This window comes from Rhodococcus sp. Leaf247, assembly GCF_001426185.1.
Taxonomy (GTDB): Bacteria; Actinomycetota; Actinomycetes; order Mycobacteriales; family Mycobacteriaceae; genus Rhodococcoides.
The window spans coordinates 1,719,185-1,732,163 of record NZ_LMRP01000001.1; the positions used below are offsets into that span (position 1 = coordinate 1,719,185).

The window sequence follows — 12,979 nt, forward strand, 5'->3', positions numbered from 1 at the left end:
TTGTCACCCCACAACCGCTGGTTGTGACTACCGCCGGGCGGCGGCGATGTCGAGGAAGTCGCGACGGGAACCGCGCAGCGCCGACGACAGGCTCCAGACCGCGCGCAGCTCACGCGTCATCGAAAGACCGGGAACGTCGATGCGCACCAACGCGCCACTCCGCAGCTCCCCCTCCACCGCGAGAGACGACACCACCGCAGGTGCATTCGCCGATATGGCAGCAGACTTGACGGCGGTAACGGAGTTGAGCTCGATGAGCGGCGGAACCGTCGGGCGGACGGCGCTCTCGTACGTGGTGCGGGTTCCCGACCCGGGCTCACGCTGCACTAGAGCCGTCGACTGCAACAGTTTCAGCGACGCCACGCGGCTCGTTGCCCAAGGGTGGGACGGTCCGGTGACGATGACCAATTCGTCGTGCGCGACGACGGCGACGCCGAGTCCGGCCGGCACGTCGGGCCCTTCCACGAAGCCGATGTCCGCGCGCCCGTCCAGCACCTGCTCGGCGACCTCCGCCGAGTTCATCAGTCGCATCTGCACCTGGACGTCGGGCGAGTGTCTGCGCATCGACAGCATCCACGCCGGCACGAGGTGCTCGGCGACGGTCATACTCGCGGCGATGGTGAGCGTCGCATTGCCCTCGCGCAGAAGCGATGTCACTCCGGTCGCGAACTTCTCGGCCGAGTCGAGGATGCCGCCCGCCCACTCCATCACCGCGACGCCCTCGGGGGTCAGGGCGACACCGCTCGTCCCGCGATCGAAGATTCGGACACCGATGTCCCGCTCCGCCGCACGCACACGTGCACTGACCGCCTGCTGACTCAACCCGTGTTCGCGGCCCGCTGCCGTCATGCTGCCCAACCGGGCGACGGACACCATCACATCGAGGGCTCCGAGGTCCGGTACCCGCGGCGACAATGGCATCCGCCCACCGTAGCGACTGCGCCGGTGGGCTCGGGCTCAGCTGGCGAAGCCTGCGCGGATGCCGACGAGCTGGTACGTGCCAGGAGCGATGCCGGATGCACAGTTCACGAGGATGATGTCGCCACGCTCCCGGTACTCCGCTGCCGTCTGCTGGCAATTCTTTGCGGGCGGGAAGTAGAACTCACCGAAGGTCTGGAAGTAGAGCGGGCCGATCGACGGTGCTGCGGACGCCGTTGCCCCGCCGGACAACGCAATGGCAGCGGCTCCGGCGCCTGCCACGGTGGCACCGACGAGTGTGCGGGTGATTCGACGAGACATGATGGACCTCCTGGCTGGACGTACCGTTCGGTCCGTTTACCGTAGACCCGGTCCCCGTCCGTGTACAGAGGTCGAGCCGCATTCGCGCGGCGCTTCCCGCGGGAGTTACGTCGTACCGCGCCGGTTGCAGTGCCCGCGGCAACACGAATCGACCGCGGGAACCGTCTCACCCGCCTCACGCACTACATCGTCATGGTGTACCTGACCTCGTTCTTCAGGATCTTTCCGACCTTCGACCGGGGCAGAAGATCCCAGACCTCGATGTTCTTCGGTGCCTTCACACTGCCGATGCGTTCTTTGACGAAGGCGATCAGCGCGGCGGGATCCACCTCCTGCCCGGCGCGCAGTTCGACCGCAGCGACTACCCGTTCGCCCCACTTCTCGTCGGGGAGACCCACCACGGCCGACTCCTTCACTGCCGGGTGAGCTAGCAGGGCCTGCTCCACCTCGGCCGAGTAGACGTTGAAGCCACCGGTGATGATCATGTCCTTCGCGCGGTCCACGACGTAGAGGAAGCCCTCGTCGTCGAGGTATCCGATGTCACCGGTGTGGTGCCACCCGTGCGCACCGACTTCCGCTGTCGCGGAGGGATTGTCGTGGTAGCCGTCCATGACCAACGGGCCCCTGACGACGATTTCGCCGCGCTCACCCGTACTCAGCAGCTCTCCGCTCTCGGCCATGATCGCCACCGTCGTCAACGGGGTGGGCCGACCGGCCGATGTCAGACGCTCCGTCGCCACCGAACCGTCGGCCCGGAAGTGATCCGCCGGTGCCAGCGTGGCGATCATGTTCGGCGCCTCGGTCTGTCCGAACAACTGCCCCAGCACCGGACCGATGCGCGTCAGCGCTTCCTCGAGTCGCGTCGGGGACATCGGGGCGGCGCCGTACCAGAGGCATCGCAGAGACGACAGGTCCCGACTGTCCAGATCCGGATGGTCGAGCACACCGTAGATGACGGTCGGAGGTAAGAAGGCGTGCGTGATGCGGTGCCGCTCGATCAACGCCAGGAACTCCCCGATGTCGGGCGCAGCCATGATGACCACCTCCCCACCGAGACTCAGAATCGGGAAGGTCAACACCCCGGCGGAATGGGTGAGCGGCGCGAGCGCCAGATAGCGAGGGCGCACGCCGAAGGGGTAGCTCATCAATGCCAGCGCCGTCGAGGTCATCATGTTGTCCTCGGTCAGCCTGACTCCCTTCGGCTTTCCCGTCGTACCTCCCGTCCCGGCAAGCATGCAGAGTCCCCGATCCGGATGCCGATCGACATCCAACTCACCCCGGTGTTCGCCGAGCCAAGCCTCGAACGGCACCGCCCACTCGACTTCTCCGTCGAGGCAGACCAGCCGGACCAACTGGGGAAGGTCGCCGCGGATCCGGTCGACCAACCCCGAGAACTTCGACTGAAAGAACAGCAAGCGGCAGCCGAACAGGTCGAACAACTGCCGGTTCTCGTCGGCTTCGTTCCGAGGGTTCACCGGACACCACACCGCGCCCGCACGGGAGATGCCGAACACGCAGGTAAGCGCTAGTGGGTCGTTGCCCGACAGGATCGCCACGCGCTCCCCGGTCCGGATCCCGTCGTGCTGCAGGGCACTCGCGATCTCGACGGAGCGGTCGTGGACTTCCCCGTAGGTCGAGGTCACCCCGCCGGCCGTGAGGCACGGCGCCTCACGGCCCATCGAGGTACCTTTGTCGAGATAGTCCGACAGTCGCATCTCAGCGGTGAACGGACACGATCGGGTCGAGCACCAGACCGAATGCCCGCAGCGTTCCCAACAACTCGCGGTGACCGAAAGCCTCACAGCTCGAGGCGAATCCCACCTTGCGTGGAGTTCCCTGCAGCAGCGCAGCGGCACCGTGCGCGTTGAGCAACGCCGTCTGCTTGTAGTTCGAGTTGCCGTGGATCACGCAGTGCGCGCGACCCAGCGGACCCGACGCGTACACCGAGTCGAGCGAGGTGTTCAGCCGCGGATTCTCGCGCGGGGGCATCTCGCTCCGAATGGCCGACGACTGCTCGTCGATGATGCGGTACTTCTCCTCGTCCGACTTGCCCTCCATCTGTTCCAGAGCGGCCGCCACCAGCAGCGGAACTGCCTTCATCAGAGGCGGATTGAACACGCCACCCAGCGCTTTGGCCGTCGTCACGCGGGGGTCGTTCTTGAACCACACGGGGTGCGACGTACCGCCCCAGGGCAAGGCGAGACCCAGTTCGTGCTGTCCCGGAACGCTCACGGTGTAGAGACCCTCGTCGGCCGGCCATTCCACGTACTCGTTCTCCTCCAGGTAGTAAGCCTTGGAGAATGCGGCGTTGGTGAGAATGGTGTTGGTCGACGCCACCGTAGGGTGCCCCTTCCAGAACACCTGGATGTCGAGACTGTTCAGACCCGGGTTCTCGAGGCAGATGTTGGCCGCGATCTCACCGATGGAATACATCTGCGCCAGGCCGGGCGTGAGAACGAGTCCCTGCGACGCGAATTCGGTGCCGTACTTCGCTTCCGCGTCGATCATCCAGTTCTGCTCACCGTTGGTGTCGGTGTAGTGCGCGCCGATCGCGAGACACGCTTCGGCGACCTCGTGCCCGTATCGGGCGAAGGGTCCCACCGTGTTCAGCACCACGGACGCACCGCGGAAAGCGTCCGTCAAGGCCTCGACCGTGTGCTCGACCTCGACGATGTCGTACTCGACGGTGTCGATTCCGGGCACCGCGCTGACCGCGTCCTTCAGGCGGGCGTGATCTCGGCCCGCGGCCAGGAACGGAATGTTGTACTCGCGCAGGTATTCACAGATGAGTCGTCCGGTATAGCCGGACGCTCCGTAGACGACGACGCGCTTGTCAGTGGGCATGATGGATCTCCTCGTTCGATGTGGGGGTTGTCTGACGTCGATGCCGGAGCGGTGAGCTACATGCCCATGCCGCCGTCGACGGGGAGGCCTGCACCGGTGATGAACTTGGCGGCGTCGGAGGACAGGAACACGACCGCGTCGGCCATATCGTCGACCTGACCGAGGCGACCCAGCGGGGTCAGCTCGACGACGGTCTGGACCGCTGCCTCGACCGACGGGAACAGCCCCAGCTCTGCCGTGTCGACGGCCAGCTTGTTGCCCATGGCGGTCGGTGTCAGTGCCGGGTAGATGCAGTTCACGCGAACGCCGTAGCCGAGCTTCCCCGACTCGGCCGCTGCCACGCGGGTCAGCCGGTCGATACCGGATTTGGTCGCCGAGTAGAGGCTGATGCCCGGGAATGCGATCGTGGCGGCAACCGACGCGATGTTGACCACCGAGCCGCCCTTGCCTGCCTTTCCGCCGGGCCGCATCGCGCGGAATGCATGCTTGACCCCGAGAGCGGTGCCGATGACGTTCACCTGCAACATCGCCGAGGCCGCGTCCGCGTCGAGATCGGCGATCAGACTGGTGACCTCGATGCCCGCGTTGTTGACGACGATGTCGAGTCCTCCCAGGGCGCCGATGGTCGACTCGACGGCCGCTTCCCAGGCCGCGTCGTCGGTCACGTCGAGCTGGACGAATTCCGCTTTCGCGCCGGTTGCTCGCAGCGCCTCGACCGTCTCCTGACCGCCGACGGCATTGATGTCGGCGATGGCAACGGAGGCCCCCGCTGCTGCGAGCGCCTGCGCCATGCCGGCACCGAGACCCTGCGCACCGCCTGTGACCAGCGCCGTTCGTCCAGTCAGGTCGTAACTCGTCATTGTCCGCTCTCCTTGTTCGAAGCGTTGTCACCGTGCATCACAGCGCCGGGCGGTGTGATGCACGCAACACTAGGAGCAAGTCTTGACAGTCGTCAAGGAAAATCTTGACAGTCGTCCAAAGTGGTCCCGGGCAGCGGTATGCTGACGCTGTGACCCAGACCGCAGACCCCCGTAGCCGCGTGGAGGAGCGCTCTCGAGACAAGTTCGAGGCGCGCCGCGGCGAGCTGGCGCGCGCGACTCTGGCGACGCTCGCGGAGCTGGGTTACGCGCGGACGAGCCTGCGCGAGATCGCCCAGAACTCCGAGTTCTCCCACGGCGTCCTGCACTACTACTTCACCGACAAGCTCGACCTCATCGCGCACGCCGTGCGGCAGTACGAGGAAGTCTGCGTCACCCGCTACGACGAGGTGGTCTCGGGATCGGACACTGCGGAAGAACTCCGGACGTCGTTCGCCGACATGTTCTTCGGCACTCTCGTCGCCGACGCCGGAGTGCACCGACTCTGGTACGACCTCAGGAACCAGAGCCTGTTCGACTCCTCCTTCCGCTCCGACGTGCTCGACATCGAACAGCGTCGTGAAGACATGATCTGGCGAGTGGTCGCGCGGTACTGCGAACTGGTCGGTGTCACACCGGTTCTCACGCCTGCCACGACCTACATAACGCTCGACGGCATCTTCCAGCGTGCCCTGCTCAACCACATCGCCGAGCGGCACCACGACGTCGACGAGGGCCGCGCCCAGCTCGACGCCGTCTTCGTCATGATGGCCGCCGGCGCGCCCACCGCACGCTGACGTTCCGTCGGTGGACTCGCTCGGCTACATCGCTATCGTCCGACTGCCCGGTGCCGCACGCGTCTTCGTCCCCGCACTGCTCGGACGGCTGGCCTTCGCGATGGTCAGCCTCGTCATCCTGCTCGCGATACAGGACGCCACGAAATCCTTCGCCGTCGCGGGCGCCGCCACCGGAGCGTTCGGAGTGGCCAACGTCATCGCGTTACCCCGGCGCGCGCGCCTCGTCGATCGCGCTGGTCAGCGACGCGCCCTACGCGCCTTGTCGCTCGGATTCGCTACTGCCCTGGTCGTTCTCGCGATCCTGACCGCGACCGAGGCGGCAGCGTGGGCACTCGTCGCCGGCAGCGCCGCCGTCGGCCTCTTCCCTCCCCCGCTCGGCGCATCGATGCGTGTGGTTTGGAGTTCCCTGACGACTCCGGGCCCGACTCGCACACGTGCGTACAGCCTCGACGCGGTGAGTGAAGAGTCGATGTTCACCATCGGACCGCTCATCGGCGCCATGCTCGTGACCACGCTGTCCCCGTCGACAGCTCTCGTCACCACGGGATGCATCGCGATCATCGGCACGGTGGGCATGACGACGAGTGCGCATTCGCGTGGCCACGGGCCTCGCGTGACCGCCGCTCCACCGTCGTCCCGCCCCTTGGGACGAGCCGGGTTCCTCGGAGTACTCACGGCGATGACCGCGGTCGGCGTCGTACTCGGGACCGTGGAGGTCGCCGCCACGGCATTCGCCGACGCCCGTGGCTCCATCGGTTCCGCCGGAACACTTCTGGCGGCGCTCGGGGCCGGAAGCGTGTGCGGCGGCCTGCTGTACGGACGTCGCGAGTGGGCAAGCTCGCTGACCCGTCGACTACTGACCACCGTGCTGATCATGGCCGTCCTGACGACCGTGCTGTCACCGCTCTCGACTGCTCCGACGCTGCACATCGGCCTGTTCCTGCTGGGCTTCTGCATCGCGCCGGCACTGGTCACCGGATACCTGCTCTCCGATCACCTCACTACAGCCGATGTCCGTACCGAGGCGTCGAGCTGGATCAACACCGCAGTCAACGCCGGGGCAGCATTCGCCGCCGCGGGCATCGGCCTGGTTGTCGACTCCCGAACTCCCGGTACGGGTTTCCTCGTCGGCGGAATCGCGGCAGCAGCTCTGCTTGTCCTCGCCGTCGCTGTCCGGCCACGCTCGTGACCGTCGTCGCCGTCACCGCGCGGCTCACCCTGCGTACCTATCACCCGGGCGACGAGCACCGGCTCGACTTCTACACCGATCCCGAGGTCTGCCGGTACCTCATGCACGAGCCGTGGACGCCGGAGGACGCGCGAGTCGCGGTACAGAGACGTTGCGAGCGTAAGAGTCTCGACGAGGGCGCGCTGAATGCGCTGGTCGAGCTGGACGGCCGGGTGATAGGCACCGTCTCCGCGTGGTTCGTCGCCGACGACACCGTCGAGCTCGGGTGGACCTTCGCGCGCGACGTCTCCGGCCACGGCTACGCCACCGAGGCGATGCAGGCGGTGCTCGACACCGTACTCGCGCTGGACCGCGTGCGGCGCGTCACCGCGGAGATGGACGCGCGCAACTCCGCGTCGGCGCGTCTCGCTGCACGGGTCGGCCTACGCGAAGACACTCTGCGACTGCAAGACTGCTGGTGCAAGGGTGAATGGACGGACACGCTCGTGTACTCGTTCACCCGTCCCTCCCGCTGACACTTCCTGTTCCCGTAGGTGTTGCAGCATCCGCGGGAACAGGAAACGTCCGCGGGAACCTCCCTACGCATGCGCCATACTCGAGGAATGGCCGACATCGACTCACTGCCCGTGACCGAGTTCGCCTTCCCGGGGCCACTGCGCGATGCCCTGGTATCGGCGATCGTCGCAGGCCGTAAGACGGCAACCACCTCATTGCGGGTGGAGTACGAGAACGAACCGTTGCCCCGAGTGGGTGAGCGTCACAGGGTGGTCGACTCGGACGGCGCCACTGCCTGCGTCATCGAGATCACCGACGTGCGCGTCCGCGCTCTCGGCGACGTCGACGACGCACACGCCGTCGCGGAGGGCGAAGGTCACGCCGACGTCGCCGCATGGCGTGCGGGGCACGAACGGTTCTGGCGATCCGCCGAGATGGTGGATGCCCTCCCCGGGCTCACCATCGACGACACGACACTCGTGGTCCTCGAACGCTTCCGAATCGTCTGACAGGAACGCCCGCGGGAACACCGATCACCGCGAAGGAAAACCACCCGCACGCCCCAGCAACGCGGGCACGTCCTCGGCCAGGGCGGTACCCAGCCATGCTGCCGCGTCGATGAGCGTCTGCATGTCGACGCCGGTCTCGACCCCTGAGCGGTCGAGGGCGTAGACCAGGTCCTCCGAGGCGATGTTGCCTGTTGCCGCAGGAGCGAAGGGGCAGCCACCGAAGCCGCCGATGCTGGCGTCGAGGGCGTGCGCGCCGGTCTCGAGGGCGGTCAGAGCGTTCGCGTAGCCCGTGTTCCGGGTGTTGTGGAAGTGCCACCGCTGCGGAATTCCGGGTGCGTTCGTCGACGCGACTTCCGCCAACCGACGGACCTGCGCGGGGACACCGACGCCGATGGTGTCGGCAAGGGCGATCTCGGACAGCCCCGAATCGGCGAGCTGCGCGATGATCGACCCGACGAATGCGGGGTCGACCTCGCCGCTGAACGGGCAGCCGAACGACGCCGCGATGGTGACGGTGGCCGCGACGTCTGCTGCCCTGGCGTCGCGGATCACGTCGCGGGCGGCGGCGATGGCCTCGTCCACCGAGCAGCCCTGGTTGCGCTGACTGAACTCCTCGGATGCCACGACGACCACGTTGACCTCGTCGACGCGTGCTGCGAGTGCACGGTCGAGGCCTCGCCGGTTCAGAACCAGTCCGATATACGAGACCTCGTCGGAGCGATCGACGCCGGCCATGACCTCTTCCGCGCCGGCCATCTGCGGGACTCGCTTCGGGTTGACGAAGCTGACGGCCTCGATCCGTCGGACGCCCGCCGCGACGCTCCGGTGAATCAAGTCGAGCTTCTGCTCCACCGACAGCAGGGTCTGCTCGTTCTGAAGCCCGTCACGCGGGCCTACCTCGACAAGGTGCACCTGGCTCATCGGCCCATCCTCTACCCGCGCCCCGTTGTATGCAATAGCAGACCCGTAACACCGAATTAATCCGGAACATCGAGACAGAAACCGAATCCAGGCCTACATTGTGAACAATTCGTCCGGCAACAGATCGGGGTCGCCCATGACCAGGGCTGTGGACCGCGTGTACTCCCACATCCGGGAGGCCATCGTGGCAGGGACCTACGCGCCCGGTGCTCGGCTGGGTGAAGTGGAGTTGGCCGAGATCACCGACACCAGTCGAACACCGGTCCGCGAGGCGTTGAGGCAACTCGAGATGGAGGGCCTCGTCGAAGTCCTGCCGCACAAGGGCGCCCGCGTCTACCAGTGGACGGCCGACGATCTGGACGAGATCTACGACCTGCGCATGACGCTGGAAGCCATGGCCGCCGCTCGTGCCGCGTCACGCATCGACGACAAGGACGTCGACCGTCTGAGCGAGCTGTGCGATCTGATGGAGACTGCCGCCAGGGACGGCGCCGCACAGCAGCTCGACCTGATGGCTCAGCTCAACGACGAGTTCCACGCGATCGTGCGCACGGCAGCGGCCAGCACGCGCTTGATGTCGATGCTCGGCGCGGTCATCCAACTGCCCCTCGTGATGCGCACCTTCCACCGCTACGCCCCGGTCGACCTCGCGCGCAGCCACGCACATCACCGAGACCTGGTCGCCGCTCTCCGCGCCGGGGACGAGACATGGGCCGACTCCGTCATGCGCGCGCACGTCCGCGCCGCCAAACACGTTCTGCTGCAATCACTGACTGCCGACGACTCGAAGGACTGACGAATGAGCGAAGCCACCGCCGGACCACTGTCCGACCTCAGGGTGGTCGAGATGGGCCAACTGTTGGCAGGCCCGTTCTGCGGGCAGCTGCTCGCCGACTTCGGCGCCGAAGTGATCAAATTGGAACCGCCAGGCACCGGTGACCCGATGCGACAGTGGGGCCGGGAGAAGCCGCACGGCAAGTCCCTGTGGTGGCCCGTCGTCGCGCGGGGCAAGAAGTCGGTGACCTGCAACCTCCGCAGCGAGGAAGGCCAGGCACTGGCGCGCAGGATCATTGCCGACGCCGACATCGTGGTCGAGAACTTCCGGCCGGGCACCCTCGAGCGGTGGGGCCTCGGGTTCGAGGAGATGCGCGAGATCAACCCGCGGCTCATCATGGCGCGAGTGACCGGTTACGGCCAGAACGGACCCTATTCTCCCCGTGCAGGATTCGGCTCGATCGGCGAGGCGATGGGCGGAATTCGCTACGTGACGGGCAATGCGGACATGCCGCCGTCGCGAAGCGGCATCTCGTTGGGCGATTCCCTCGCGGCGGTGTTCGCCACCATCGGCGTTCTGACCGCGGTGCACCATCGGGAGCGGACGGGTCGAGGACAGTTGGTCGACTCGGCCATCTACGAAGCCGTCCTGGCCATGATGGAATCGCTGCTGCCGGAATACGAGATCGGTGGCTACCAGCGCGAACGCACCGGGTCGGTACTCCCCAACATCGCGCCGAGCAACGTGTACCCCACGAAGGGTGGGGAGATGATTCTCGTTGCCGCGAACCAGGACTCGGTGTTCGGACGCCTGGTCACGGCGATGGAACGGACCGACCTGATCGAGGACCCCCGCTACCGCGACCACGAGGCGCGCGGGAAGAACATGGCCGAGCTCGACGACATCGTCGGGGCCTGGACATCGGCCTTCGACACCGAGACCGTGCTCGACGTCCTGCACGAGGCAGGGGTTCCGGCCGGACGCATCTATACGGCGCGGGACATGTTCGACGATCCGCACTTCGCGGCGCGCGAGGCCATCGTGCGGCTCGCACATCCCGATTTCGGGGAGATTCCGATGGCCGGAGTCGTACCCAAGCTGAGTGACAGTCCGGGATCCGTTCACCACGCGGGACCCGAACTGGGAGAACACAACGCCGACATCTACGGCGGTCTGCTCGGAGTCACCGAATCCGACCGGGCGGCGCTCGCGGAGCGCGGCATCATCTGACCCTCGCTCCTCTCACCCTCACATCACGGGAGAACACCATGCGCTATCGACTCGGCGTCGACGTCGGCGGAACTTTCACCGACGTGCTGCTACTCGAGGAGACGACCGGAACCACCTACCGAGCGAAGACACCGTCGACCCCGGCGGACCAGTCCGTCGGAGTCCTCAACGGAATCGCGAAAGTGTGTGCCGAGGCGGACATCGACCCGTCGGACATCGGCCAGGTGCTGCACGGCACCACCGTCGCAACCAACGCGATACTGCAGGGACGCGGAGCCCGCGTCGGCCTGGTGACCACGGACGGTTTCCGGCAGGTCCTGCAGATCGCACGCTCGTACGTCCCGGGTGGTCTTGCCGGCTGGATCATCTGGCCCAAACCCGAACCCCTCGCGGCACTCGAGAACACCGTCGAGATCGTCGGTCGTATCGGCGCGGACGGCTCCGAGATACGGGCGCTCGACGAGGAGCAGGCCCGTGGACAACTGCGCCGTCTGGCCGGCGCCGGCATCGAGGCGCTCACCGTCTCGTTGATCAACTCCTACGCGAACGACGCTCACGAGACACAGGTCGCGGCGTGGGCCGAGGAGGAGCTGCCCGGCATTCCGATTTCCATCTCGAGCCATGTCCTGCCCGAGATGCGCGAGTACGAGCGGACGCTGACCACGGTCGCGAACAGCTACGTGCAGCCAGAGGTGTCGCGGTACGTCCGCAACCTCGACAACTCGCTGCAGGAGAAGGGGATCACCGCTCCCCTGTCGATCCTGCGCAGCGACGGCGGGCTCGTCCAGTCGGCCAAGGCCGCCGAGTCGCCGGTGTCGTTGTTACTCTCCGGTCCCGCGGGCGGTGTCACCGGCGCCGTGTGGTTCGCCGAGCAGGCGGGCTTCACGGACTTCCTGACCTTCGACATGGGCGGCACGTCGACCGACGTGGCCCTGGTCCTCGGTGGGGAGCCCCGCATCGGTCGTGAGACCAAGGTCGGCGATCTCGCCGTCCGCGCGACGAGCGTCGACGTGCGGACGGTCGGAGCGGGCGGCGGATCCATCGCCCACGTCCCGGAATTGACCCGTGCACTGCGGGTCGGGCCCCAATCCGCAGGAGCCGATCCGGGTCCCGCGGCCTACGGGAAGGGCGGAACCGAGCCGACCGTGACCGACGCCAACGTGGTGCTCGGCTACCTGCCTGCAGCCTTGGCCGGCGGCGAGGTGACGCTCGACGTCGACGCGAGCCGCAAGGCCGTCACCACCGTGGCCGATGCCATCGGTCTGGGGAGCCCCGAGGAAGCGGCGTCGGGAATCGTGGACATCGTCAACGAGAACATGTTCGGCGCGCTGCGCCTGGTCAGTGTGCAGCAGGGGTTCGATCCCCGCGATTTCGCCCTGGTGTCGTTCGGTGGAGCCGGCCCCCTCCACGCCAATGCCCTCGGTCGACTGACCGGTTCGTGGCCGGTGATCGTGCCTCCGTCTCCTGGCGTGCTGTGCGCGTACGGAGACGCCACCACGTGCCTGCGCGACGAGAGCGCACGAACCATGATTCGCGCGTTCTCCGACATCGACGACGCCGAATTACGCACCGCGCTGTCCGAACTCGCGGAGTCGGCCGCTGCTCGCCTGACCACCGAGGGTGTACCCACCGATCATCAGACGGCGAAGTACCAGGTGGACCTCCGCTACCAGGGCCAGGGGTTCGAGATTCCGGTCGACCTGGACGCGACAGCACTCGACTCGCGAGACCTCCTCTCCACGCTCGGAACTGCGTTCGACGAGGAACACCAGCGACTGTTCTCGTTCCTGCTGAAGAACGAGCGCGAAGTGATCAACCTCCGAGTGACCGTCAGCGGTCCTCGGCCGGACGTCGCGTTCCAAGCACTCGACGTCGGCACCGAGGATCCGTCGGCCGCTCTCGTGTCGACGAACGAGGTGTGGATGGACGGCAAGTACGCGCCGGCCGGAATCTACGACCGCTCCAAGTTGACTGCCGGCAACGTCGTCGTCGGTCCCGCCGTCATCACCGAGATGGACTCGACGACGTTGGTGCTCTCCGGGCACGCCGCCACGGTGCACCCCAGTGCGTGCCTGCTCATCGCGCCCGTCCAGTCGTAACCCCCGAACACCCTCGAACGCAGG

13 protein-coding genes are annotated in these 12,979 nt (G+C 66.7%); 7 read left to right on the forward strand and 6 right to left on the reverse strand.

All coding sequences use genetic code 11. The features are described 5' to 3' along the window. Nucleotides 1-27: 27 nt before the first annotated feature. The 5 genes from ASG64_RS08050 to ASG64_RS08070 all read right to left on the reverse strand — a co-directional run bounded on the left by ASG64_RS08050 (nt 28) and on the right by ASG64_RS08070 (nt 4,943). The gene (locus ASG64_RS08050) at nt 28-921 is read right to left on the reverse strand and encodes a LysR family transcriptional regulator (RefSeq protein WP_056071841.1); all 894 of its coding nucleotides are present in this window, start codon (nt 919-921) and stop codon (nt 28-30) included. 36 nt (nt 922-957) lie between these two features. Next, nucleotides 958-1,239: a hypothetical protein gene (locus ASG64_RS08055; RefSeq protein WP_056071844.1), complete on the reverse strand. Its 282-nt coding sequence runs from the start codon at nt 1,237-1,239 to the stop codon at nt 958-960. Nucleotides 1,240-1,421: 182 nt separating this feature from the next. Beyond that, on the reverse strand, nt 1,422-2,954 hold the full coding sequence (locus tag ASG64_RS08060; RefSeq protein WP_056071847.1) for an acyl-CoA synthetase: 1,533 nt from the start codon (nt 2,952-2,954) through the stop codon (nt 1,422-1,424). A gap of 1 nt (nt 2,955) precedes the next feature. Continuing rightward, the gene (locus tag ASG64_RS08065) at nt 2,956-4,083 is read right to left on the reverse strand and encodes a DUF5938 domain-containing protein (protein ID WP_042574243.1); all 1,128 of its coding nucleotides are present in this window, start codon (nt 4,081-4,083) and stop codon (nt 2,956-2,958) included. A gap of 56 nt (nt 4,084-4,139) precedes the next feature. Beyond that, complete coding sequence (locus ASG64_RS08070; RefSeq protein WP_056071849.1) at nt 4,140-4,943, reverse strand: SDR family NAD(P)-dependent oxidoreductase; 804 nt, start codon at nt 4,941-4,943, stop codon at nt 4,140-4,142. A 149-nt stretch (nt 4,944-5,092) separates the two neighbouring features. Here ASG64_RS08070 and ASG64_RS08075 point away from each other — a divergent pair, with 149 nt between their 5' ends. The 4 genes from ASG64_RS08075 (at nt 5,093) to ASG64_RS08090 (ending at nt 7,930) form a co-directional block, all read left to right on the forward strand. Further along, nucleotides 5,093-5,737 (forward strand): TetR/AcrR family transcriptional regulator, encoded by a 645-nt coding sequence (locus ASG64_RS08075; RefSeq protein ID WP_042574245.1) that lies wholly within the window; start codon nt 5,093-5,095, stop codon nt 5,735-5,737. Nucleotides 5,738-5,747: 10 nt separating this feature from the next. Continuing rightward, nucleotides 5,748-6,926, forward strand: coding sequence for an MFS transporter (locus tag ASG64_RS22040; protein ID WP_056071853.1), 1,179 nt, complete (start codon nt 5,748-5,750; stop codon nt 6,924-6,926). After that, nucleotides 6,923-7,441, forward strand: a complete 519-nt coding sequence (locus ASG64_RS22045) for a GNAT family N-acetyltransferase (RefSeq protein WP_056071856.1) — start codon at nt 6,923-6,925, stop codon at nt 7,439-7,441. The genes ASG64_RS22040 and ASG64_RS22045 overlap by 4 nt, the downstream gene beginning before the upstream one ends. A gap of 87 nt (nt 7,442-7,528) precedes the next feature. Next, nucleotides 7,529-7,930: an ASCH domain-containing protein gene (locus ASG64_RS08090; protein WP_056071858.1), complete on the forward strand. Its 402-nt coding sequence runs from the start codon at nt 7,529-7,531 to the stop codon at nt 7,928-7,930. A 24-nt stretch (nt 7,931-7,954) separates the two neighbouring features. On the opposite strand, the gene ASG64_RS08095 is transcribed toward ASG64_RS08090, so the two are convergent. Then, entirely contained in the window at nt 7,955-8,851 is an 897-nt protein-coding gene (locus ASG64_RS08095) for a hydroxymethylglutaryl-CoA lyase (protein WP_056071861.1), read from the reverse strand. A 136-nt stretch (nt 8,852-8,987) separates the two neighbouring features. Here ASG64_RS08095 and ASG64_RS08100 point away from each other — a divergent pair, with 136 nt between their 5' ends. Genes ASG64_RS08100 through ASG64_RS08110 form a run of 3 tightly spaced genes read left to right on the forward strand, consistent with a single transcriptional unit; the run spans nt 8,988 to nt 12,955 of the window. Beyond that, the gene (locus ASG64_RS08100) at nt 8,988-9,647 is read left to right on the forward strand and encodes a GntR family transcriptional regulator (RefSeq protein WP_042574247.1); all 660 of its coding nucleotides are present in this window, start codon (nt 8,988-8,990) and stop codon (nt 9,645-9,647) included. 3 nt (nt 9,648-9,650) lie between these two features. Then, the gene (locus tag ASG64_RS08105; RefSeq protein ID WP_056071865.1) at nt 9,651-10,856 is read left to right on the forward strand and encodes a CaiB/BaiF CoA transferase family protein; all 1,206 of its coding nucleotides are present in this window, start codon (nt 9,651-9,653) and stop codon (nt 10,854-10,856) included. Nucleotides 10,857-10,894: 38 nt separating this feature from the next. After that, the gene (locus ASG64_RS08110; RefSeq protein ID WP_056071868.1) at nt 10,895-12,955 is read left to right on the forward strand and encodes a hydantoinase/oxoprolinase family protein; all 2,061 of its coding nucleotides are present in this window, start codon (nt 10,895-10,897) and stop codon (nt 12,953-12,955) included. Nucleotides 12,956-12,979: the final 24 nt, after the last annotated feature.

Bases quoted from the DNA above. Each gene is read 5' to 3' on its own strand.
- ASG64_RS08055 (WP_056071844.1), bottom strand. From the start codon at position 1,239: ATGTCTCGTCGAATCACCCGCACACTCGTCGGTGCCACCGTGGCAGGC.
- ASG64_RS08110 (WP_056071868.1), top strand. From the start codon at position 10,895: ATGCGCTATCGACTCGGCGTCGACGTCGGCGGAACTTTCACCGACGTG.
- ASG64_RS08090 (WP_056071858.1), top strand. From the start codon at position 7,529: ATGGCCGACATCGACTCACTGCCCGTGACCGAGTTCGCCTTCCCGGGG.
- ASG64_RS08070 (WP_056071849.1), bottom strand. From the start codon at position 4,943: ATGACGAGTTACGACCTGACTGGACGAACGGCGCTGGTCACAGGCGGT.
- ASG64_RS08095 (WP_056071861.1), bottom strand. From the start codon at position 8,851: ATGAGCCAGGTGCACCTTGTCGAGGTAGGCCCGCGTGACGGGCTTCAG.
- ASG64_RS08105 (WP_056071865.1), top strand. From the start codon at position 9,651: ATGAGCGAAGCCACCGCCGGACCACTGTCCGACCTCAGGGTGGTCGAG.
- ASG64_RS08060 (WP_056071847.1), bottom strand. From the start codon at position 2,954: ATGCGACTGTCGGACTATCTCGACAAAGGTACCTCGATGGGCCGTGAG.
- ASG64_RS08050 (WP_056071841.1), bottom strand. From the start codon at position 921: ATGCCATTGTCGCCGCGGGTACCGGACCTCGGAGCCCTCGATGTGATG.
- ASG64_RS08065 (WP_042574243.1), bottom strand. From the start codon at position 4,083: ATGCCCACTGACAAGCGCGTCGTCGTCTACGGAGCGTCCGGCTATACC.
- ASG64_RS08100 (WP_042574247.1), top strand. From the start codon at position 8,988: ATGACCAGGGCTGTGGACCGCGTGTACTCCCACATCCGGGAGGCCATC.